Annotated in this window: 19 protein-coding genes; 14 read left to right on the top strand and 5 right to left on the bottom strand. The window is 38.0% G+C overall.

The window, feature by feature from the left end; genetic code table 11:
- Window positions 1-257 precede the first annotated feature (257 nt).
- From tsaE to tsaD, 4 genes are read left to right on the top strand one after another with little or no spacing between them, the layout of a single operon-like run.
- Entirely contained in the window at window positions 258-707 is a 450-nt protein-coding gene (gene tsaE, locus H9650_RS18260) for a tRNA (adenosine(37)-N6)-threonylcarbamoyltransferase complex ATPase subunit type 1 TsaE (RefSeq protein ID WP_144540623.1), read from the top strand.
- Window positions 704-1,390, top strand: coding sequence for a tRNA (adenosine(37)-N6)-threonylcarbamoyltransferase complex dimerization subunit type 1 TsaB (tsaB, locus tag H9650_RS18255; protein ID WP_151112593.1), 687 nt, complete (start codon window positions 704-706; stop codon window positions 1,388-1,390). Before tsaE ends, tsaB begins: the two co-directional genes overlap by 4 nt.
- The gene (gene rimI, locus H9650_RS18250) at window positions 1,380-1,838 is read left to right on the top strand and encodes a ribosomal protein S18-alanine N-acetyltransferase (protein WP_151112595.1); all 459 of its coding nucleotides are present in this window, start codon (window positions 1,380-1,382) and stop codon (window positions 1,836-1,838) included. The genes tsaB and rimI overlap by 11 nt, the downstream gene beginning before the upstream one ends.
- Window positions 1,835-2,854 (top strand): tRNA (adenosine(37)-N6)-threonylcarbamoyltransferase complex transferase subunit TsaD, encoded by a 1,020-nt coding sequence (gene tsaD, locus H9650_RS18245; protein ID WP_151112597.1) that lies wholly within the window; start codon window positions 1,835-1,837, stop codon window positions 2,852-2,854. The genes rimI and tsaD overlap by 4 nt, the downstream gene beginning before the upstream one ends.
- Before the next feature lie 483 nt (window positions 2,855-3,337).
- Here tsaD and H9650_RS18240 read toward each other — a convergent pair whose 3' ends face one another.
- Window positions 3,338-5,269 (bottom strand): ABC-F family ATP-binding cassette domain-containing protein, encoded by a 1,932-nt coding sequence (locus H9650_RS18240; protein WP_144540635.1) that lies wholly within the window; start codon window positions 5,267-5,269, stop codon window positions 3,338-3,340.
- A 127-nt stretch (window positions 5,270-5,396) separates the two neighbouring features.
- On the opposite strand from H9650_RS18240, the gene H9650_RS18235 reads away from it, so the two are divergent.
- Window positions 5,397-6,032: a redox-sensing transcriptional repressor Rex gene (locus tag H9650_RS18235; protein ID WP_144540638.1), complete on the top strand. Its 636-nt coding sequence runs from the start codon at window positions 5,397-5,399 to the stop codon at window positions 6,030-6,032.
- Between the two features lie 169 nt (window positions 6,033-6,201).
- Here the strand turns inward: H9650_RS18235 and H9650_RS18230 are convergent, their stop codons facing one another.
- Both H9650_RS18230 and H9650_RS18225 read right to left on the bottom strand, forming a co-directional pair.
- Window positions 6,202-6,756, bottom strand: a complete 555-nt coding sequence (locus H9650_RS18230) for a GNAT family N-acetyltransferase (RefSeq protein ID WP_191697870.1) — start codon at window positions 6,754-6,756, stop codon at window positions 6,202-6,204.
- Between the two features lie 12 nt (window positions 6,757-6,768).
- Window positions 6,769-7,488 (bottom strand): CPBP family intramembrane glutamic endopeptidase, encoded by a 720-nt coding sequence (locus H9650_RS18225; RefSeq protein ID WP_191697869.1) that lies wholly within the window; start codon window positions 7,486-7,488, stop codon window positions 6,769-6,771.
- Window positions 7,489-7,855: 367 nt separating this feature from the next.
- Here H9650_RS18225 and groES point away from each other — a divergent pair, with 367 nt between their 5' ends.
- A complete protein-coding gene (groES, locus tag H9650_RS18220) occupies window positions 7,856-8,140 on the top strand; it encodes a co-chaperone GroES (protein WP_144540647.1) in 285 nt (94 codons plus the stop codon).
- A gap of 40 nt (window positions 8,141-8,180) precedes the next feature.
- The gene (gene groL, locus H9650_RS18215) at window positions 8,181-9,815 is read left to right on the top strand and encodes a chaperonin GroEL (protein WP_144540650.1); all 1,635 of its coding nucleotides are present in this window, start codon (window positions 8,181-8,183) and stop codon (window positions 9,813-9,815) included.
- A gap of 210 nt (window positions 9,816-10,025) precedes the next feature.
- On the opposite strand, the gene H9650_RS18210 is transcribed toward groL, so the two are convergent.
- Together H9650_RS18210 and H9650_RS18205 are read right to left on the bottom strand one after the other, a co-directional pair.
- Window positions 10,026-11,438: a VanZ family protein gene (locus tag H9650_RS18210; RefSeq protein WP_151112603.1), complete on the bottom strand. Its 1,413-nt coding sequence runs from the start codon at window positions 11,436-11,438 to the stop codon at window positions 10,026-10,028.
- Between the two features lie 136 nt (window positions 11,439-11,574).
- On the bottom strand, window positions 11,575-12,951 hold the full coding sequence (locus H9650_RS18205; RefSeq protein WP_151112605.1) for a right-handed parallel beta-helix repeat-containing protein: 1,377 nt from the start codon (window positions 12,949-12,951) through the stop codon (window positions 11,575-11,577).
- 358 nt (window positions 12,952-13,309) lie between these two features.
- Between H9650_RS18205 and H9650_RS18200 the strand changes: the two genes are divergently transcribed.
- The 7 genes from H9650_RS18200 to H9650_RS18165 all read left to right on the top strand — a co-directional run bounded on the left by H9650_RS18200 (window position 13,310) and on the right by H9650_RS18165 (window position 22,442).
- Window positions 13,310-13,837, top strand: a complete 528-nt coding sequence (locus tag H9650_RS18200) for a DUF305 domain-containing protein (RefSeq protein ID WP_191697868.1) — start codon at window positions 13,310-13,312, stop codon at window positions 13,835-13,837.
- Between the two features lie 351 nt (window positions 13,838-14,188).
- Window positions 14,189-15,295 (top strand): sugar ABC transporter substrate-binding protein, encoded by a 1,107-nt coding sequence (locus H9650_RS18190; protein WP_191697866.1) that lies wholly within the window; start codon window positions 14,189-14,191, stop codon window positions 15,293-15,295.
- Window positions 15,296-15,379: 84 nt separating this feature from the next.
- Window positions 15,380-16,900 (top strand): sugar ABC transporter ATP-binding protein, encoded by a 1,521-nt coding sequence (locus H9650_RS18185; RefSeq protein ID WP_191697865.1) that lies wholly within the window; start codon window positions 15,380-15,382, stop codon window positions 16,898-16,900.
- Window positions 16,901-16,918: 18 nt separating this feature from the next.
- On the top strand, window positions 16,919-18,094 hold the full coding sequence (locus tag H9650_RS18180; protein ID WP_151112613.1) for a sugar ABC transporter permease: 1,176 nt from the start codon (window positions 16,919-16,921) through the stop codon (window positions 18,092-18,094).
- Window positions 18,095-18,479: 385 nt separating this feature from the next.
- Window positions 18,480-19,460 carry a substrate-binding domain-containing protein gene (locus tag H9650_RS18175; RefSeq protein ID WP_191697864.1) on the top strand — a complete coding sequence of 327 codons (981 nt, stop codon included), beginning with the start codon at window positions 18,480-18,482 and terminating at the stop codon, window positions 19,458-19,460.
- The gene (locus H9650_RS18170) at window positions 19,457-20,920 is read left to right on the top strand and encodes a sensor histidine kinase (RefSeq protein WP_151112616.1); all 1,464 of its coding nucleotides are present in this window, start codon (window positions 19,457-19,459) and stop codon (window positions 20,918-20,920) included. Before H9650_RS18175 ends, H9650_RS18170 begins: the two co-directional genes overlap by 4 nt.
- Window positions 20,895-22,442 (top strand): response regulator, encoded by a 1,548-nt coding sequence (locus H9650_RS18165; RefSeq protein ID WP_151112618.1) that lies wholly within the window; start codon window positions 20,895-20,897, stop codon window positions 22,440-22,442. The genes H9650_RS18170 and H9650_RS18165 overlap by 26 nt, the downstream gene beginning before the upstream one ends.
- Window positions 22,443-22,450: the final 8 nt, after the last annotated feature.

Raw genomic sequence — 22,450 nt, 5'->3', positions numbered from 1 at the left:
CGCGAATTGTAGTAAACCAAGCGCGAATTGTCGTAAAAAACGATAGGATTGTAGTAAATCAGAGGGAAATAGTAGAACAGATTGAGGAATGTCCCAAACCGTTCGAAGTCCAGTGAGCGGACTGTTTATTGCAAAATAGATTATCGTTAATTTGTTTAAGAGATCTCTCCACAAAAATGCCCTATAGTTACATTATGAGCTGTAATTCTTTATAATAGAGTCAAATAGATTTGTACTTGAAAGGAAAGCGATCGACGATGTATGAACGATTGATTGATTCGGAGCAGGAGACGGAAGCATTAGCCCGACAGCTCGCTGAAAAACTAAATCCTGCAGATGTCCTGACATTAGAGGGAGACCTTGGAGCGGGAAAGACAACATTTACGAAAAGTGTGGCGAAGGGGCTTGGAATCACGAGAAATGTGAACAGTCCAACGTTTACGATATTGAAGCAATATGAGGGCAGACTGCCTTTAAATCATTTGGATGTGTACCGATTAGCTAATAGTGATGAAGATTTAGGCTGGGACGAGCTATTTTATGGTGAAGCGGTAAGTATTATCGAATGGGCTCATTTAATACAGGATGATTTACCATCAGAACGTTTAGCGATACAGATTCACCGACTAGAAGGAGACAAACGCAGATTTACGTTTGAACCCTTTGGGAAACGATATGAACAATTATGTGAGGAGCTTTTTGAATGATTTGGTTAGGAATAGATACATCTCATACACCGCTTGCAGTAGCAATCGTGAAAGATGGACAGGTGCTTGCGGAATATAAATCCTCAGTGAAGGTAACTCATTCTATTGGAACGATGCCCGCGATAGAGGAACTCATGAAAAAAGCTAACATCAAGCCGAGTGAGCTAAATGCGATTGCTGTTGCAAAAGGCCCGGGCTCTTATACGGGAGTGCGAATTGGTGTAACAATTGGCAAAACGCTTGCATGGACGCTGAACCTTCCGATTTACTCTGTTTCAAGCCTACAGGTGCTAGCTGGGAACGCGCCATATTTCCAAGGAGCAGTTTGTTCAATTATGGATGCGCGACGTGGAAATGTATTTGCAGGAATTTATGTAAACGGAGAAACAGTGAAGGAAGCTCATATGTCGATGGTAGACCTGTTAGCTTTGTTAGATGAAATGGAGCAGCCGGTTTTATTTGTTGGGATGGATGTAAATCTTCATTGGGAACAAATAAATGAGGTGCTTGGTGATAAGGTAAAACAGGCGGGAGCGGCGTTCTCCTTACCAAGTGCAGCTGTTCTAATAGAAATTGCTCAAAGCATGGAGCCGATAAATGTACATACAGCGGTGCCAGAATATTTGCGAATAACTGAGGCAGAGGCAAACTGGATGAAAGAGCAGAAGAAAAATGGAAACTAAGACTATCACCTATCGCAAAATGACAATAGAAGATATTGACCAGGTTCTTTTAATAGAAGAAGAAGCATTCACTCTTCCTTGGACTAGAGAAGCATTCGAGCATGAAATGACGACCAATCTATATTCCTACTATTTAGTAGCAGAGACAGAGGAAAAGGATATTGTCGGCTACTGTGGAATGTGGATTGTTATGGATGAAAGTCATATCACGAACGTGGCTGTTGCTGAGCGTATGCGAGGACATAAAATTGGGGAAGGCTTAATGCGCGAGGCTATTCGTGTCGTGAAGGAGCAAAAAGTAGTCCTCATGACATTAGAGGTGCGCGTATCCAATATAGTCGCAAAAAACTTATATTATAAGCTAGGCTTCCAAGACGGAGGCATTCGAAAAAACTATTATACAGATACACAAGAGGATGCTCTTGTAATGTGGGTGGAATTCAAATGACAAAAGATCAATATATATTAGGAATAGAAACGAGCTGTGATGAAACCGCAGCTTCCATCGTCAAAAATGGAACAGAGATTATAACCAATGTAGTAGCATCTCAAATAGAAAGTCATAAACGATTCGGTGGAGTAGTGCCTGAGGTTGCTTCTCGACATCATGTGGAGCAGATTACGCTTGTTATCGAAGAAGCATTGAAGCAAGCGAACATGACACCGCAGGAACTAGATGCAGTAGCGGTGACTGAAGGACCTGGACTGGTTGGGGCACTTTTAATAGGAATAAACGCAGCAAAAGCATTCGCGTTTGCAAATGACCTTCCTTTAGTAGGCGTCCACCATATCGCAGGACATATTTACGCAAATGCATTAGTCCAACCGATGGAATTCCCATTGCTTGCTCTAGTAGTTTCGGGAGGGCATACCGAGTTAGTATTGATGAAGAAAGACGGTCAGTTTGAGCTAATCGGAGAAACACGCGATGATGCAGCTGGTGAGGCTTATGATAAAGTTGCAAGAGTTTTGAATCTTCCTTATCCGGGTGGTCCACATATTGATCGTCTGGCGAATGAGAGCGATGAAGCAGTTTCATTTCCAAGAGCTTGGCTAGAGGAAGGCTCTTATGATTTTAGCTTTAGTGGCTTAAAATCGGCAGTCATCAACTATCAGCATAATGCGGAGCAACGTGGGGAAGAGATCAATCCAAACCACCTAGCAGCTGGATTCCAGCAAAGTGTAATAGAAGTACTGACTACTAAAACCGTACGAGCAGCTAGAGAGTTCAATGTAAAGCAGGTAATTGCTGCTGGTGGAGTAGCCGCAAATAAAGGACTTCGTAAATCTTTAGAAGAAGCCTTTGAAAAAGAAAACATTCCATTCTATGTACCACCTATAAATTTATGTACAGATAATGCCGCAATGATCGCAGCCGCTGGGAGCTCTAAGTACTCAGCAGGGCAAACGGGAGATTTGTCGATGAATGGAAGACCAGGGTTAGAACTAAATAGTTGGAACTAAATGAAATCCTCTTTTCTTCGACAAGAAAAGAGGATTTTTTACCACGTATTATTTCTGTTGTCAATAGAGAACATTCGTACTTATGCACAATCTGTGAATAACTTGTTAGTAAGTTGTGTTTTTTCAATATATTGTGGTTATTTATGCTTACACCTTGTGGAAAAGTTTGTTTTAAAACTGTGGATAATGTGGATAAACCTGTTGATAGATTGATATAACAGTATTTTTGATGTTAATAAATATGTGGAAAAAGAATTTGTTGAAAAAGGTACTTGACCTATATATATGCCAGTGTTCGACAAAATACAACTAGGCTATTATATATGCTTTCAGAAGGAGCGCAGAACAATCTCCAAAAATCGGACGGTTTGAGCAAATAATTGGACAGTTCACCCCAAAAATTGGTCGGTTTCTCTCTAAAATCGGACCGTTCGACATTATTATTTTTCCCCATATAAAAAAAGGTAAACCGAGTCAATCGGTTTACCCTGTAATCTCTTCTAATTGTTCCTGTAGCTCCAGCCATTCGTTGGAGATTGTGTCTTGCTTTACCTTTAGTATATCCAATTCGCCTTGTAGCTTTTGGACTGCCTCATGATCCTGGAATATCTCTGGATCACATAGCTTCTCTTCAATAGAAGCAATTTCTGAATCTATGGAAGGAATCTGTCCTTCTAGTTCCTCAATTTGACGACGTAGCTGGCGTTCCTTTTTCTTCGCCTCTTTATCAATTGTAGACGTATTGACCTTTTGAACTACAGTGTTTTGAACCACTGCATTTTCCATGGCGATTTCCTCGAGCTCTTCCTTTTTCTCTAAATAATAATCATAGTCTCCCAAGAAAAGGGTGGCATCATCAGAGGAAAGTTCAATTACCTTCGTTGCAATTCGATTAATAAAGTAACGGTCATGTGATACGAAAATAATCGTTCCAGGAAAATCAAGCAATGCATTCTCCAAGACTTCCTTGCTGTCTAGATCTAAATGGTTAGTAGGCTCATCTAGTACAAGTGTATTCGACTTTAATAGCATGAGTTTTGCAAGTGCAAGTCTAGCCTTTTCTCCACCGGATAGATTAGACACAGTTTTTTGTACATCGTCTCCAGAGAAGAGGAAGCGACCTAGCACATTGCGTATATCCTTCTCATTCATCAGAGGCCATTCATCCCAAAGCTCTTTTAGGACGGTTTTATTGCCAGTAAGAGCTGCCTGCTCCTGGTCATAGTATCCAAATTGCACATTTGTGCCGTATTGAATATTACCACCAGCCGAAGGGAGCTGCTTCATAATAGTTTTTAGCAAGGTGGACTTACCGACACCATTTGGTCCAACCAAAGCGATGCGGTCCTGCTTATAAACTGAAAATGAGATGTTAGAGGAAACGGTTTTATTTGGATAACCTACAGCAATATCCTCTAAACGCAGAACATCATTACCGCTAGGACGGTCAATGGTAAAGCCGAAGTTAGCGGATTTCTCATCGCCATCTGGGGCATCCATCCAGTCAGTTTTCTCGATAACCTTTCTTCGAGATTGTGCCATCTTCGTTGTAGAAGCACGCGCCAGGTTACGGCTAACAAAGTCCTCTAGCTTTGCTTTTTCCTCCTGCTGCTTCTCATATTTCTTTTTATCGAGCTCATAATTTTTCGCTTTCTGCGTTAAATAGGCGCTATAGTTACCTACGTATCTCGTAACGTTATGACGTGAAACCTCATAAACTAAATTTACTACCTGGTCTAGGAAATATCGATCATGGGATACAATTAAAATGGCACCACTATAGTTTTTTAAATAATTTTCAAGGAAGCTGAGTGTTTGAATATCTAAATGGTTTGTAGGCTCATCGAGTATAAGTAAATCGGGCTTGCTCAACAGCATTTTAGCTAATGCTAGTCTCGTTTTTTGTCCCCCGGATAATGCTTGTACTGGCTTATCATAATCCTCTGGGAAAAACTGCATACCATGTAAGATGGAACGGATATCCGATTCAAAGCGGTATCCACCAGCCTCATTAAAGGCTAGCTGAAGCTCGTCATAGGTTGCTGCAACTCTAGCATAGGCTTCTGAATCTTCATAGATAGAAGGGTCAGCCATTTGTGCTTCTAGTGAGCGCAGTTCTCTTTCAGAATCAATCAAATGACTAAAAATCGATTTCATTTCCTCCCAAATCGTCAGCTTCGATTCAAGACCCGCATGCTGCTCTAAATAGCCAAGTCTAATATTTTTAGGCATAATAATGTCACCGGAATCGTATGACATTTCTCCAGCAATTATTTTAAGTAAAGTAGATTTTCCCGCACCATTACGCCCAACCAGTGCAACTCGGTCGCGGTCTTGAACTTCTAACTTTACGTTTGTTAATATATCTTCACCATTAAAGGATTTAGTTACTTGGTTTACTTGTAAAACAATCACGTTAATTTGCACCTCAATTCTATCCTAAGTGTAATAGATAGGACTTGTCGTTGCAACGTTCTCCCTTTACAATAAAAGAAAGGTAACGTGTAAAAATGAATTTGCCTTATACAATAGGAGGACACTTATGAAACGTGATGTACCTCGCATCCCTCAAGCGACAATGAAACGACTTCCTTTATATTATAGATTTTTACAAAGCTTTCATAATGCAGATCATAAACGAGTTTCATCCCAACAGCTAAGTGAAGCGATGAAGATAGATTCAGCAACCATTCGAAGAGATTTTTCTCATTTCGGTGCGCTAGGAAAGAAAGGGTACGGCTATGATGTACCTCATCTACTTGAGTTTTTCAGAAAGACACTTGACCAAGATGAAGCGGCACGGGTGGCACTAATAGGTGTTGGTAGTTTAGGAACAGCATTTGTAAAATATAACTTTCAAAAAAATCATAACACTAGAATTGTAGTAGCATTCGATACGAAGGCACCACTCGAAGGAACGATTATTAGCGACATTCCTGTATTTCATTCTAGTGTGATGTTGGAAAAGCTAAAGGAATACGGAATTGAATTAGTGATTTTTACACTTCCAAGTCGTGCGGCTCAGGAAGTTGCTGATCTTTTAGTGGGCTCCAATGTAAAAGGGATTTTAAACTTCACCCCAGTCCCAATAAGTACTCCAGATGAGATTCGCGTACATACGATTGACCTTTCAGTTGAACTTCAAACACTCATCTACATGATTCGAAACGAGATCTAAGAAAAGCGAAAGCGCCTATGTCTGCCCCGACAAGCAAATGGAGAAAAGCGAGGAGGCAGTACCTCAGCCACCAGAGCTTTTATCCATTTGAACTCGAGGGGCAAGGTGAGCGCTGATACCAATCTTATAAGAAAAAAAGCCTTCGACTATTATCTAGTCGAAGGCTTTCCTATTTATATTCGCTTTTTAGTAGGGAATAGATAGCAAGATCGATATAGCGTCCCTTTTCGAACTCATGCTGTCTTAAGACTCCATCTTTGTGAAAACCTAGCTTACTCAAAAGGTGAAGGGAGGCATCATTCTCTGAAGTAACCTCAGCTTCTATTTTGTTCATGTTCATATCATGAAAGGCAAAATGAATGATGGGCTTAAGCGCCTCCGTCATAATTCCCTTTCCCCAAGCTTTAGGTGAAAGATCATAGCCAATTTCTATACGCTTATGCTCAGCCTCATAGTTTAAATAACCACAAGTACCGATTACTTTTTGGGTTATTTTATCTTCTATTACCCAGCGCATACCAGTTTGTTCGAGAAAAATTTTCTCGTACCAACTAATTTCGCCCTTTGCATCTTCAACAGAAGTAAAGGGACCGATTGCCATATGCTGTACTACGTTTTCATTAGAATATAACTCTAAAATATCCTTTGCATCCCGTTCGATTGCTTTTCGAAGGATGAGTCTTTCTGTTTCTATTGTAGGAAAACTTACAAATGAAAAAGTCATTATGATTACCCCTTATTGCTGCAACTCAGCAAGTTTTTCTAAAAAGTTGACGATCTCTTCATTATACAGTTGAACAATTACTACGAATCCATTAAGTAGCATATGGGCAATAATAGAGGTGATAATTCGCTTTGTTTTATAGTAAATGAAAGCGAATATAAACCCAGACACAGCATATATTAGTATGTGTGTGAACTCAAAGTGAATGACGGCAAAGGACAGTGAGCTAACAAGAGCTGCTACAAAGAAGTTCGTTTTAGGCAATAAAGTTCCGAAAATGATGCGACGGAATATAAGCTCCTCTAAAATAGGTGCGAAGAGCACAATGGAGAAAAAGACAAAAGGTACTGAATTGCCAAGATCCATAAACTGCGACGTATTTTCAGAACCAGCTTCTATACCAAAAAATCTAATTTCAATATTAGCAGCTAATGTTTGGCCGTACAAAACCATGAGAAAGCCAAGAATTCCCCAGCCAATTGCTCCGGGAAGACCGGATGCCTTCCCTTTTAGAGGCCGTATAAAATTCTTGTCTTGGCGAATCATAAGCAAGGTGATAGCTGTAGCAATTCCCATTCCAAGGAAAACCCACCATCCAGAAGCTAGGTACCTTGCGTTTTCTAAGCCGAAATAGTTAAAGATTATTAGTAGAAGAGGAGCAAATAATGCACCGGAGAGCTGCATCACACAGTAGGTGATTAATATGTATAAACCTGTCTTTTGTTGTTTCATCTAAATATCCTTTCTATTTATAGCAGTTGCTTTTATAAGTTTACTAATCAGGATAGTAAATAGATAATCTTGCTTTTGTAAGATGTACTAGCCTTAGCCTTATTGTAAAGGAAAACTAAAATAAAATCGCTCCTTAGCCATTTTATAATCATCTTTAATAGTCAACTTTAGTATCTTCGTTTTCAAAAACTAGAAGCCTCATAGGTTTTAAACCAACTGAGGATTAGAGCGTTAAAAATTATTAAAAAAAATGATGTTCTCACTTGCAAATTCTTCTAAGTTTAATTATTATTATAAGTGTGTTAGCACTCAAAGTGTGAGAGTGCTAATAAAAATAAATTCAACTATTTTAGGGAGGTAGTTTCACTTGTTAAGACCATTAGGTGATCGTATTGTAATCGAATTAATCGAAGCTGAGGAAAAAACAGCATCTGGCATCGTACTTCCAGACTCTGCTAAAGAGAAACCACAAGAGGGTAAAGTCGTTGCAGTAGGTACTGGACGAGTACTAGAAAACGGAAACCGCGTTGAATTAGACGTAGCAGAAGGGGACCGTATTATCTTCTCTAAATATGCTGGAACTGAAGTGAAATATGAAGGCCACGACTATTTAATCTTACGCGAAAGCGATATTCTTGCTGTAATTGGCTAATAAAAGAACTTAAAAAGAAAAATTAGGAGGGCATATTAACATGGCAAAAGAAATTAAATTTAGTGAAGACGCTCGTAGCGCAATGCTGCGTGGGGTAGATAAATTAGCAGACGCTGTAAAAGTAACTTTAGGGCCAAAGGGTCGTAACGTAGTTCTAGAGAAAAAATTTGGTTCACCACTTATCACTAACGATGGTGTAACAATCGCAAAAGATATCGAGCTAGAGGATGCATTCGAAAACATGGGTGCGAAATTAGTGGCAGAGGTTGCTTCAAAAACTAATGACATCGCTGGTGACGGTACAACAACTGCAACTGTTCTTGCACAATCTATGATTCGTGAAGGACTTAAAAACGTAACTGCTGGAGCTAACCCAGTTGGTATTCGTAAAGGTATCGACTTTGCTGTAGCTTCTGCTGTGACAGAGCTAAAAGCAATCTCTAAACAAATCGAAGGTAAAGAATCTATCGCTCAAGTAGCTGCTATCTCATCTGGTGATGAAGAAGTTGGTGAGCTAATCGCTGAAGCTATGGAGCGCGTTGGTAACGATGGAGTTATTACAATCGAAGAATCTAAAGGATTCACAACAGAGCTTGATGTGGTAGAAGGTATGCAATTCGACCGCGGTTATGCTTCTCCATACATGGTAACTGATTCAGATAAAATGGAAGCTAATCTAGACAATCCATATATCTTAATCACAGACAAAAAAATCTCTAGCATTCAAGAAATCCTACCAGTGCTTGAGCAAGTAGTTCAACAAGGCAAACCACTTTTACTTATCGCTGAAGATGTAGAAGGGGAAGCATTAGCTACTCTAGTAGTAAACAAATTACGCGGAACATTCAATGCAGTAGCTGTTAAAGCTCCTGGATTCGGTGACCGTCGTAAAGCAATGCTTGAAGATATTGCTATCCTAACTGGTGCAGAAGTAATCACAGAAGATTTAGGACTAGACCTAAAATCTGCGAACATCACTCAATTAGGACGCGCTTCTAAAGTAGTAGTAACAAAAGACAACACAACAATCGTAGAAGGTAACGGAGATACGAAAAACATCGCTAGCCGTGTTGCTCAAATCCGTGGCCAATTAGAAGATACAACTTCTGAATTCGATAAAGAAAAACTTCAAGAGCGTCTTGCTAAGCTTGCTGGTGGAGTAGCTGTAGTGAAAGTAGGAGCAGCAACAGAAACTGAGCTAAAAGAACGCAAACTTCGCATTGAAGATGCACTTAACGCAACTCGCGCAGCTGTAGAAGAAGGTATCGTATCTGGTGGTGGTACTGCACTAGTAAACGTATACAACAAAGTAGCTGAGCTTGCAGAAACAAAAGAAGGCGACGTAGCAACTGGTATTCGTATAGTACTTCGTGCATTAGAAGAGCCGGTTCGTCAAATCGCTAACAACGCTGGTTTAGAAGGATCTATCGTAGTAGATCGTCTAAAACGCGAAGACATTGGCATGGGCTTCAACGCAGCAACTGGCGAATGGGTGAACATGATCGACGCAGGTATCGTAGATCCAACTAAAGTAACTCGTTCAGCTCTACAAAACGCTGCATCTGTAGCTTCTCTATTCTTAACTACTGAAGCAGTAGTAGCAGACATTCCAGAACCAGCAGGAGCAGGCGGCATGGGTATGCCTGACATGGGCGGAATGGGCGGCATGATGTAACCTGCCGTATGAACCCATAATATGAATGGGTTTGTATGTAAGATTAAATTGATTTGCTAACATGAGGTTATTAGCGGGGGCTTCTCGAAAGTTTATTAGACTTTCGAGAAGCCTCTTTTTCATCTTTTGAATATGAGAGATTGGGGTAACAAATAAAATTCATACTAAAACAGCACAAACTTTAGCTAGTCAAAGTAAGTGCTGTTTTATTTATGGAATAGCTGGAATTGATATTTCAACTGTGGAGTCTGGATCGTTAACACTGCCAGTAAAGACATAGATAGGCTGATAATACCCTTTAGTATCATAAGTATAGCCTAATTGAACATCCGTTATTGTTAGCGTATCTCCTTTTTGTAAAGGATTGAATAAGTTAAACTTTCCGTTTGTCAAAGCTTCATATGCTTCCTGTTGTGAAATGATTTTCTCTTTCCCAACTATTTCATTGTTACTAACATCGTAGATGATGTTGTCGGGTATTTGCTGATCAGAGAGTGTGATTACGAGGAAACCTTGAGAAAAATCATCACATACAGTTTGTAAATCCACTGCTTCAGCTAAATCCCAACGAATTGTACGTTCATCCTGCTGCTGATAGATAGCGTTACTTGGAAATAAACCTTCGTTATCTAGCCAATTTTCTATAACCTGCTTTTGCTGTTCAATATCAACTTTTGGCGGCTCTTCACTATAATTTTCAGAGGAAAAGGACCAAAAACCATTTGACATGAAATAAGTTAAATAATAGACAAGGCCTTCATCATCTATAAATTTTAATTGACGGTTTTCTCCTTCCCTGCGGATGCCGCCTTGCTGTTGTAATTCAAATTGTTGTGCAATGGATTGAGAGATTGATTTTATATTTTTCATATCTTTAACATTTGAATTGTAATAAACGCAAGCGTTCGATGATTTGTTGGAGAGCTTTGTTTCCAGTTCGACATCTATTTGATCCATGTTTTGTTTTTGTGAAGGCTCGAATGGCAGATTTCCAAATTCCTGTGCATTATATATAACGGTTGCTACACCAAATAATGCAACAAAAAAAATAGGAATAGATATAGCTTTTACAATTGGAGCAAATTTTAACTTTCGTTGCTCTATGCTTAATATGATTGCCATTACGAAAAAGTACCCAGCTAAACTCCCTATTGTATTATGCAAAAGGTCATCCAATTCGAAAATTCCTTTACCTGAAACAAATTGGAAAATTTCAATGCAAAGTGTGAATACAATTGTTATAACTAGTACACGCGAAAACGATTTGTTTTTTTTGTGAATTAACGGTAAGAGTACTCCTAATGGCACAAACATTAACATATTAAAGATGATTAGCTGAAATTCAGACACTGACCATTTGTTCCATGAACTTACATAGCTACTCAAAAGACTAAGATTAAACTGACCTGCAAACATCGCCGGTCTATTTAAAGTTGTGATACCTAATACAACAATTCCCCAGCAGATTAGTAAAATGATAAAAATAAATTTAGATAGATTTATTGTATATTTTTTCTGAAAAAAGATCTTAAATACGAAGTAGCCAATCATTAAGATGACGAAAATGAAAATAGAATATTTTATATACGGTAAAAGACCAGACACTACACTCAGTAAATCCATGAAACGTAACCTCCTAAAAATTTTGGTACGTTTATCGTAGCAAGGAATTCTTAAGAGGCTGTTAGTATAAATCTTAAGATTTTATGAGTAATAAGTTTAAACAGCAATATTTAATTTTTAGTACCAATCAATTTTTTCACTGATACATTCTCAAATAGTTTTGTAAATGTAAATTTAGTAGCTTTGAGTTGGATAGATCTTCATTAGAGCCAAATGTACTTTCAAGTCTCTCTTCATAGTTATTTTGACCCCTTATATTTAGCGCTTTTGAAGAGCCAGGGTATCTGTTCAGTGAAGAAGGAGACTGTACTGTTTTTAAAGGAATAAATTCTGTATGCTCTTGATCAAACTTTTTAAATGTAGGATTAATTCGGATAAAATCCTCTACATAATTAATAATAGTATTAGTAGAAAGTGCCTCTTTATTATCCTCACTTAGCTCATTATAAGTTATATCATATTCGGAACCAGAATCACTGTTTTTCCAGGCAGTAAATTGCATTGCCCGTGGTATGTCTATAAACACATTACTTTGGAAGGTAGGATTAAGGGCGCCGCTTGCTATAATCCCCCTGTTAGCGTTGTATTTACCTGGAGCAACATTTTTAAACATATTGTTTTCTATCGTTGCATTACTCCAGTTCAACACGCGAATTGCATCCTGACGCATTTTCTCTATTTTATTATTTCTGATTATGATTTTATCGTGATATTTACCACCTGAATATTTATGGGTGCCAATTGCACGATCAAGGCCGTAGAAAATATTGTTTTCTATCTTCATATTGGAGTTAGGTGTTTTGTCGAACTTACTCCAAACAGAGCTCCAGCCATTTGTTAGCTTATCAGGAGTATCGATATTAATTGCTTCTTTGATTTCAGTTGTTGAAGGTATTGAATTCATAAATTTATTGTTGGTTATAACAGCATCCTTTGTTGCATCTATCTCAATGAAATGACCGGAATACATGTTTTGAAAATTAATATTTTCAATCCTAATATTTTGATTATGACCAGCAATAATAGCAATAGCATCCTTTTCGAAATTCAAATCAATCGTCGCTGAACCAGCTCCAATGATGGAAATATTTTTTTCACCATCATACCCTCCATAGACACCTTCTTTTTTACCAAGAGAAGGACGAATGAAATGGAAAAGTGAGTGGTCAGCATTGAGCTTAGATTTACCTGTTTCACTACCATTCATAATTTTCGCGCCATCTTTTAGTTTTATCGTTGTATTAGATGGTACGAACAATACATTAGAAACTATGTATGTTCCCTTTTCTAATTCGAGTGTGCCACCACCTGTTTCTTCAAGTCGTTCAAGATATGTACGAAGTAAATAATAATGTTTCGTATCATTATTGTAATTAGAATCGTTCATTAGATTCCTATTATATGTTTCGCTATTTGGCGAAATAGTATATGTTTCTGCCTTAGCTTCAATTGAATTCGAAGGATAGATAGCCCACAAACTCCAGACAACTAAGATCAGTAATAATTTTTTCATGATTCCTATGTTCCTCCTGACAATGCTTTTAAATATGATTGTAAACTTAGCTCATTATCAATTGTAGCGAAAGGCTCAACTCTAGCAGGATGAATGAGACAGATAAACCTCACAAACATGCGGAAGCGAAGCTGATGGCTTATCACTCACCCCGCCTAAAACTGTCCATCTAAAGTGGAAATCGATATTGGATTCAGTTGTTCAATCTTTTAAATGTATACCCTAAATACAAATAAATAATCTGATGAAAGAGCATTACATCGCAATCTACTGAGCAAGAAATGACACATTCTGACTTGTATAAAGTAATTCTATATCTTGCATAATAAAATGAGCGTAAATAATGGGAGGGTACAATATGAGGACAGGCATTCAAATAACTAGAATAGGTTTTTTTACATTGATACTATGCATGTTTAGTATTCAAGCACATGCACAGTTGGGTCCGGATGAAAAAGTGTATTATGATAATTATCAAAGTATATTGCAAATCATGGAAAAGGGAATGGAAGAATCGATTAAAACAGGTGATCCCAGTCTTGATTTCCTTTATGAAATGATTCCACATCACCAGGCAGCTGTATCGATGTCTGAAAATGTCTTGAAATATAGCGATAATGAACAAGTCAACAAAATAGCAGCAACCATTATAAGAGAACAACTGGAAGGTATTAAGAAAATGGAAGCTCTTAAAGATAAAATAAAGGTGAGCCCAGAAGTAAACGTACAAGCGGAGGCATCTTACTTAAAAGCTTATAATAACATCTATAAAACGATGATTGCGTCTATGGAAGATGCCAGGCCAACAGGGAATATAGATAAAGATTTCCTGGAAGAAATGATCCCACATCATGTAGGTGCAATAAAATGGCTGGAAATATCTTGAAATATACTCAAAATAGTGAACTCAAAACAATTGTAGAAAACATTATAACTACTCAACAAAAACAGGCTACAGAAATGCAAAAACTTTTAAAGACTATAGATTAAAAAAGTAAAGCCAAGAAGAGGCTGACCAAAACGCTCATTTAGGAATCCTTTTGGCCAGCTTCTATTTTTTATTTAAATTTAATTCTCTGTTTGAGACGAACCCAAGGTGGCTCGTCTCTATTTTTATACTTAAAAGTTAAAAAAGTATAGGTAATATTAAAAGAGTGCTATTGATAGCGCTTTCATAAAAGTATTCAGAATTTATAATTAAAAGGTAAGGATTTTATACAAAGGGAGAGTGTTAAAAATGTTGAAGAAGTTCAAGGGATTCACATTTTTATTTATGTTAATGGCATTTGCCATAGTAGCAGCAGCTTGTGACGCAAGTGGGAGTAGCTCAGTAGATGTGGGAATAGTGTTGCCTACGAAGGATGAGCCTCGTTGGGTGCAGGATGAGCAACGTTTTAAGGATGCTTTAGCGGATTCGGATTATTCTACGGAAATCCTATTTAGCCAAGGATCATCTGCAAAGGAAAAAGAAAATGTAGAGGCATTGTTGAATAAAGGTATTAAAGTATTAATCATTACTCCTCATGATGGTGCGGCAGCTGCATCTGCAGTAGAGGCAGCTAAGAAAGAGGGAGTTACTGTAATTGCATATGACCGTTTAATAACTGATACCGATGCTGTCGATTACTATGTAACTTTTGATAGTTTAGCAGTTGGTGCAGCACAGGCTCAGTACTTAGTAGACAATGCAAAGGGTTCTAATGCACCTCTTTACCTGTATGCTGGTGCGGCATCTGATAATAATGCATTCCTATTTTTTGAGGGCGCTTGGCAGGTGCTTCAGCCGAAAATCGCTGATGGTACATTTAAAATTGCTAACTCCAGTGAAGCAGAGGCTTTAAAGGATTCTGCAGATCTTTCTCGTGATCAGCTCGGAAAAATCATCGGGCAAATTACGACTAACTGGGATTCAAATGAAGCAAAAAACAAGGCACAAACACATTTAACTGCCGCGAGTGATGACCTAAAAGGGGATGTTTTAATCCTTGCTCCTAATGATGGGACTGCACGTTCAATCGCAGATGTGTTTGGTTCTGATAGTGCTATTACAAGCTATTTTGTAACGGGCCAAGATGCGGAGAAAGCTTCTGTACAATACATTATTGATGAAAAACAATCGATGACGGTGTTTAAAGATGTTCGTTCATTAGTAAAAGACGCTATGGGCATGGCAGTTGAAATTTTGGATGGAAAAACTCCTGAAACTACTGGTTCTTACGATAATGGTGCTATAGAAGTGAAAGCGAAACAAACGAATGTAATTGTTGTAGATAAAGACAATGTGAAATCAGAGTTAATTGATTCAGAGTATTATGAGGCAAGTGAATTCACCGGTATAGAGTAAAAGCCAATAAGAGGAGAAAAAGTGTTGTAGCGATCAATCACTTTTTCTCTATCTTTAATTTGTATAGGTGAGGGAGGTACGAGAATGAGTGGCTATATTTTAGAAATGAATAACATATCCAAAGAGTTCCCTGGAGTAAAGGCTCTCTCCAACGTAAATTTCAAAGTAGGTAAGGCAGAAATCCATTGCTTAGTCGGAGAAAACGGAGCAGGTAAATCTACTCTAATGAAGGTATTAAGTGGAGTATATCCATATGGTACCTATGATGGGGACATAGTGTTCGAAGGACAGGTACAACAATTTCAAGTAATCAGTGATAGCGTAAAGGCTGGTATTGGAATCATCTATCAGGAGCTAGCCCTTTTTCCTGATTTATCGGTCTACGAGAACATATTTGCCGGAAATGAAGTTAAAAAAGGTCCCTTTGTTGATTGGAATCAAACCATTGTCCAGGCTACAGGGTTACTTAAAAAAGTGAATTTAAAAGTGACTCCAGAAACATTGATTAAGGAATTAGGTGTAGGTAAACAACAACTCGTGGAAATTGCCAAAGCACTAAGCAAGGACGTTAACTTACTTATTTTAGACGAACCAACAGCAGCTCTGAATGAGGATGATAGCGAAAATCTATTAGAACTCTTAAAAGAATTGAAGAGCCAGGGAATTAGCTGCATTATGATTTCGCATAAGCTGAAAGAGGTTATTCATATTGCAGATAAAGTAACGGTTCTTCGTGATGGGAAAACCATTTGCACATTAGATGCAAGCAAGGGAGAGGTGGCTGAAAATGTCATCATCAAAAATATGGTTGGAAGAGACATCGAAGATATTTATCCAAAACGACCTGACAAGAAAATCGGAGAGACGGTTTTATCATTAAAAGATTGGTCTGCCTATGATACACAGCTAGGAAGAAACGTAGTTAAAAATGCAAATCTTCAACTCAAGAAGGGAGAAATTATTGGTATTGCTGGTCTTATGGGCTCAGGGCGTACAGAGCTTGCATTAAGTATTTTTGGCAATCCCAAGAATTATAAGCTTCAAGGAACGTTAGAAATGCAAGGGGTATCTAAGACACTAAAGCATACTAGTGATGCGATTAAAGCAGGAATTGCCTATGTGACAGAGGACAGAAAGGGAGACGGTTTGTTTTTACTACAAGATATAAAGAGTAATGTCTCTGCTGCTCATCTGAAGGGGATATCAAGCAGAGGAGTCCTTAACTTAAACGAAGAGGTAAAGGTCGGTAAAGAATATAAGGATTCTTTATATATTAAAGCTAGTTCTCTAGAACAAATAGTTGGCAAACTTAGCGGTGGAAATCAGCAGAAGGTGTCTCTTGGAAAATGGTTGTTTACTGGACCTAAGATCTTAATTTTGGATGAACCGACACGAGGTATTGATGTGGGGGCAAAATTTGAAATTTATACGATTATGAATCAGCTAATCAATGAAGGAATGAGCATTATCATGATTTCCTCTGAACTCGGTGAAGTGCTAGGAATGAGTGATCGTATTTATGTAATGGCTAATGGAGCTATAAGAGGTGAATTGACTGCAGAAGAAGCATCTCAAGAAGCTATTATGGAACTCGCTACTCAATAGATAGAAAGGGGAAGAATCATGAATTTATTCAAAGAGGCTAAGGACCTTGTGAAAGATAATATACGAGATTATGGAATGTATATTGCTTTAGCAGTCATTCTATTAACATTTACGATTATGACAAACGGTTTGTTTATGTCTTCGAGAAATATAAGTAATTTACTAGATTCCGCGGGCTACATTGCAGTGCTAGCAGTCGGAATGACACTAGTTATCGTCATCCGTCATATTGACTTATCAGTTGGCTTTGTCGCTGGTTTTTTAGGCGCAGTGGCAGCAATATTTTTGACACAATGGGGTGTTTCCATATGGATTACAATTCCAACAGTCTTAATCTTCGGGGTAGTTATAGGTTTATTTAACGGTGTTTTAGTTGCGAGAATCGGTATTCCTTCTTTTGTTGCCACTTTAGCAGGAATGTTAATATTTCGAGGAGCGCTTTTACAGGTAACGGAAAGAACAGGGACAATTATTATTAAGGACAGTCAATTTAACGCTATTGGAAATGGGTTTATACCATCTCTTATGCAAATTAACGGATTACACCTTATGACATTGATTGTTGGGTTGATCGGTATACTTTTGTATATTTATAGTGAATTTTCTAATCGACGAAATAAATTGAAATATGGCTTTGAAGTAATGTCTAATGGCATATTTACTATTAAGCTTATTTTAATATCAGGAATTATTGCGTATATCACTTGGATTTTAGCGGGATATAATGGTTTTTCTTGGACGGTTGTTATTATGGTAATTGTGGTTATTATTTATCATTTTTTATCTACTAAAACGGTGCTTGGTCGACACATTTACGCGGTGGGTAGTAACCCAGAAGCCGCACATCTCAGTGGCATAAACGTACAAAAGATTACATATATCGTCTTCGGCTCTATGGGGATGCTTGCAGCCTTATCAGGAATATTATTTACTTCGCGTCTTCAATCAGCTACCACTACAGCTGGTACTCTTTTTGAGTTAGATGCTATAGCAGCGGCTTATGTAGGTGGGGTTTCGTCTGCAGGAGGAGTTGGAAAAGTAACTGGCGCCATCATTGGTGCAATTGTTATGGCTTCTCTTTCAAGTGGCATGAACCTACTAGGCGTTGGAATATCGTATCAATATATGATACGTGGTGGGGTTTTAGCTGGAGCAGTAATATTTGATGTGATGACACGAAAACAAAGAGCTTAATAGAAGAAATGGACAAAAGGTATTAAGAAAGGTCTAATACCTTTTTGTCTTTTTATTTCTTACAATTTTTATAATACTTGAAAACTATTGCAGTATCTTAATGCATTTTCAACATTATAACTTTTCCTTTAAAAATAATGATTGATCAGTCTGTTGATTGTAGCGGCAGGTGACGACTCCTGTGGGATGAGTGAGACAGATGAGTCATCACAAACGACGGTGATGGCTTAGCGCTCCCCCCGCGGAAAGCGTCCGTCTAAAACGGAAATCATGCTTAGTAGAGGTGTCTTCATAGAAGAATGAACTTCCGTTTTATATAGCTTATTGTCAATTAATGGACAAATGATAATATAGTAGAAAAAGCGAGATGCAAGGAGAGAAGGGAATGGGGAAAAAAGTAGTTTTCATACTTGGAGCACTTATTTTGATCTTTAGTTATTTGACCTTTTCCACGGCAACCCAGGCGCTCCGTACTACTAGCGAAATGCCCAAAACCATTCCCTCTAATGAGGATACCATTCGCCTTGTACTTATAACTCAGGAACTGGACACCCCTTTTTGGAATAAAGTCGGGCAAGGTGCAGCAGAACAAGCAAAATTAGAAAATGTTCAATTAGAGGTCTGGGGAAGCTATGGTAATAACGAGGAAGATTTTTTGAAAAGAGTGGAGATAGCCCTTCATTCAAAGGTTAGCGGAATAATTGTTCAGGGACTAGATAATGAAGAATTTAAAGAATTGACCAAAGTGAAGGCTGCATTCTACGGTATTCCAGTCATTACAGTCGCTAACGATGTCCCGGTCGAGGAAAGTTTAAGAAAGACCTATATCGGTTCAAATCAGCTCGAAGCAGGAAGAATGGTCGCACAACGATTAGTCAGTACAATGGGTACAACTGGAGATATAATCATTCTAGGAGATAAGAAACTAGCACATTATCAGAAGGAACGCTTGCAAGGAATTCAAGAAGTGCTTAAACACTATGAGGGAATTCAGGTGACCGTAAGAGGGACCGAGGATACTAAGGAACAGGTGATGGCTACAACTCAGCAACTTATGAACGAAACTCCACAGGCACAAGCTTTTATAGCAATCAATGCAAATTATGCTGGACCTATGATACAGGAAATTGGGAGACGTACAAGGGTAGAGCCATATCATATTTATACATTTGATGATGGAATTGAATCCAAAACTTTACTAGAGCAGGGGCAACTAGATGGTGTGTTGGAGCAACAGCCGGAGAGAATGGGTAAGGAAAGCGTGAAAAGACTCATGAAATGGTTAACTAATGAAACTGTTCCCCTTGACTCTGATGGTTATTTAACTGAAATAAGAATGGCTGAATTGGATGGTACGAAGCAATGACTACGATTCATAAAAAGATTTGGATGCTCGTTTCAGTAGTCCTCGTTATAATGGGTATCATTTGGTTAATGCTCACGTATTACAACCAAAGAACACAAGAGCAAACAAATGATGTATTACAGCGATACTTAAGGATGAATGAAGTAACTACAGCTAGTCAAAAAATAATAACTAATCTAAACAATTATTTACTAAATCCTACAGAAGCACATAAGCAACAGCTGGAGAAAAGTATAGTAGATATAAAAGAGGTTCAAGAGGATGTTGCAGAGCTTAGAAACGTGGAGAATTCATTTTCCTTAACGAATTATATTCATTTAATTGATAGTTTAGTAGAGACTACGGAGCGTTCTATTATGCTCATACAGGAACGAGATATAGAAGACTCCACCAAGGAATTCAATGAAGCTAATCGTATTTCTATGTACATATCAGAAATGACATTGACTATTTTGGATCGTGAACTGAAGACATATAACGAATTTTATCGGGCAATCATTAACCAATCCGAAGAGTTAAAAAAGCTTGGAATTTATTTGCTGCTATTGATTACCTGTGTGCTACTACTGGCGACTTATTGGTTTTCATTGAGCATTACTAAACCAGTTCATCAGCTTACAAAAGCGGCCAATGAATTAGCACAGGGGAGATTCAACCAGCAGATAGAAGTGAAATCTAATGATGAAATAGCATTTCTAGCCAAAACATTTGATGAAATGCGAATCAATATTAATGATTTAATACAAGAAATTCAACAAAAGGCACAACTGGAGCATGAGCTACAACAAAGCAGACTTCTACTAAAGGAGAGCCAATTAAAGACTTTACAAAGTCAAATAAACCCTCATTTCCTGTTTAACACTTTAAATACCCTTTCTAAAAAAGCTTATTTGGACGGGGCAGAGGAAACGAGTGACCTACTTGTAAGTGTCGCAGGATTACTTCGCTATAACCTCAAGCGAGGGGATGGAACGGTAACATTATTTGAGGAGGTTATAGTTCTCAATCAATACATGGAGATTCAAAAGGCTCGCTTTATCGATCGATTACGATTTATATCTCACATTGATGAGACGTGCTTACATATAAAAATTCCAGGTCTAACACTTCAGCCAATTATCGAAAATGCAGTTATTCACGCTATTGAGCCTGAGATAGATGGAGGCACAATTTGGTTTAGAATTCTTAAAGTGGAATCATTCGTGATTATAGAGATAGAAGACAGTGGCAAGGGGATGACAACGAAACAAATTGAAGAATTACTTAAGGGAGATATTGTGCCTAGCGAGGGGCATTCAACAGGAATGGGCTTTCAAAATGTTGTAAAAAGGCTGTCTTTGTTTTACGGAGATAAAAGCACTATCACTATTCATAGTATAGAAGGTCAAGGGACAAAGGTAATCATACAAATTCCAATAGCATGGGAGGAAAATGATGATGAAACTTCTGATCGTCGATGATGAACCGATAGAACGTGAAGGAATGCAGGCTATACTTCAAAAATCTTTTCCAGAGTACTCCTTTTATCAGGCTAAAAACGGGAAGCAGGCAATCGAACTTGCAGATAGTATTCGTCCAGATTTAGTGTTAATGGATATTATGATGCCAGGCATGAATGGGCTAGAAGCCATAGAAAAAATAAAAGAAACGAATTCATCTACCAAGTTTGTGATGGTAACTGCATTCGATATGTTTGATTATGCAAGGAAAGCTATTAAGCTTGGAGTGAAAGATTACTTACTCAAACCTAGTAAAGTAACCGAAATAGTCTCTACTGTAGGTAAAGTATTAGAGGAATGTAGAGTAGAAAAAGAAGCGGAGGCTAGCAGCCGTCTAGCAAATGAAATGTGGCAAAAAACATTGACTTTAGCAGAGACAGATATTGTAACACAGCTATTATTTGATCATGTTCACGAAGTGCATATAGACTTACTAGTGGAAATGTTAGATACCCCTTCTACACAAGAAAAATTTGTAGTTGTTATACTCTTACCGGAAGGTGCAGAGCATTTGTATGTGGACATCAAGCAGAAAGTTCGTCAAACAACCAATGCTTGGGTTGGTGCCTTATATGGAAGGCAATTACCAATTATTGTGTTTAGAAACCCTGATCAAACATTTCGTGCACAGGCAATAGCATTTTCAAAAGAGATTTTATCCTTAAATAAAGAAAACATCGGTATGGATTGGTTTATTGGAATTGGTCAAGTATATGGGGAACTCTCGGAAATTAGGCAATCCTACCAAGAGGCTCTTATTGCTACGATGGATCCCACTTTGGTTGTAAAGTATCGGTTTTATTCTGAAGTTCAGGCTATTACTGTTGAAACAGACTATCAGGTCATCAGACAACGGGAGCAGCTGTATTTCGAACAATTAAGACTAGGGGATTGGGAGTCGATTCGCTTATTTGTATTGGATATGATTCAACAGCATGAAAAAAAAGGAAATGCACTTATCTACACTCAACAAAGAGTATTGGAGTTATTGTGGATTGCACATAGAGTCATGAATGAATTAGGAATTGACTCAGAGGTACCTGTTTTCCCACTTCAAGCACTTGAGTATCGTCAGTTGCGATTGGAAACTACACGTTTGCTTGATCGTATGCAAACTGTTTATAAGAGCTATTTTGAACGGATGGAAGTTGATAAAATTCAACAAATCAAACAGTTTATATATGATAATTCCCATAAGGACATATCCTTAGATATACTGGCGCAAAAAGTCGACTTAAGCCCAATCTATATTAGTAAAATGTTCAAGGAGAAGCTAGGTATTAACTATATTGATTTTCTAACGGAGTGTCGAATTGGAAAGGCTAAAAAGCTCCTCAATAATTCAGAACGAAGCTTAAAGGAAATTACGTTTGAAATTGGCTACCATGATCCTAATTATTTCAGCAAGGTATTCAAAAAGATGTGTGGAATCTCTCCAAAGGAATATAGAAAAACCATGTTAAGTAAGAAAATAGAATTTTAATGAGAGGG

Origin of the sequence: Psychrobacillus faecigallinarum (genome assembly GCF_014836595.1) — a bacterium.
Lineage (GTDB): Bacteria > Bacillota > Bacilli > Bacillales_A > Planococcaceae > Psychrobacillus > Psychrobacillus faecigallinarum.
The sequence above is the reverse complement of the archived record's forward strand: the minus strand, read 5'-3'. Positions and strand labels throughout refer to the sequence as shown.

Bases quoted from the DNA above. Each gene is read 5' to 3' on its own strand.
- tsaE (WP_144540623.1), top strand. From the start codon at position 258: ATGTATGAACGATTGATTGATTCGGAGCAGGAGACGGAAGCATTAGCC.
- tsaB (WP_151112593.1), top strand. From the start codon at position 704: ATGATTTGGTTAGGAATAGATACATCTCATACACCGCTTGCAGTAGCA.
- rimI (WP_151112595.1), top strand. From the start codon at position 1,380: ATGGAAACTAAGACTATCACCTATCGCAAAATGACAATAGAAGATATT.
- tsaD (WP_151112597.1), top strand. From the start codon at position 1,835: ATGACAAAAGATCAATATATATTAGGAATAGAAACGAGCTGTGATGAA.
- H9650_RS18235 (WP_144540638.1), top strand. From the start codon at position 5,397: ATGAAACGTGATGTACCTCGCATCCCTCAAGCGACAATGAAACGACTT.
- H9650_RS18230 (WP_191697870.1), bottom strand. From the start codon at position 6,756: ATGACTTTTTCATTTGTAAGTTTTCCTACAATAGAAACAGAAAGACTC.
- H9650_RS18225 (WP_191697869.1), bottom strand. From the start codon at position 7,488: ATGAAACAACAAAAGACAGGTTTATACATATTAATCACCTACTGTGTG.
- groL (WP_144540650.1), top strand. From the start codon at position 8,181: ATGGCAAAAGAAATTAAATTTAGTGAAGACGCTCGTAGCGCAATGCTG.
- H9650_RS18210 (WP_151112603.1), bottom strand. From the start codon at position 11,438: ATGGATTTACTGAGTGTAGTGTCTGGTCTTTTACCGTATATAAAATAT.
- H9650_RS18205 (WP_151112605.1), bottom strand. From the start codon at position 12,951: ATGAAAAAATTATTACTGATCTTAGTTGTCTGGAGTTTGTGGGCTATC.
- H9650_RS18200 (WP_191697868.1), top strand. From the start codon at position 13,310: ATGAGGACAGGCATTCAAATAACTAGAATAGGTTTTTTTACATTGATA.
- H9650_RS18190 (WP_191697866.1), top strand. From the start codon at position 14,189: ATGTTGAAGAAGTTCAAGGGATTCACATTTTTATTTATGTTAATGGCA.
- H9650_RS18185 (WP_191697865.1), top strand. From the start codon at position 15,380: ATGAGTGGCTATATTTTAGAAATGAATAACATATCCAAAGAGTTCCCT.
- H9650_RS18180 (WP_151112613.1), top strand. From the start codon at position 16,919: ATGAATTTATTCAAAGAGGCTAAGGACCTTGTGAAAGATAATATACGA.
- H9650_RS18175 (WP_191697864.1), top strand. From the start codon at position 18,480: ATGGGGAAAAAAGTAGTTTTCATACTTGGAGCACTTATTTTGATCTTT.
- H9650_RS18170 (WP_151112616.1), top strand. From the start codon at position 19,457: ATGACTACGATTCATAAAAAGATTTGGATGCTCGTTTCAGTAGTCCTC.
- H9650_RS18165 (WP_151112618.1), top strand. From the start codon at position 20,895: ATGATGAAACTTCTGATCGTCGATGATGAACCGATAGAACGTGAAGGA.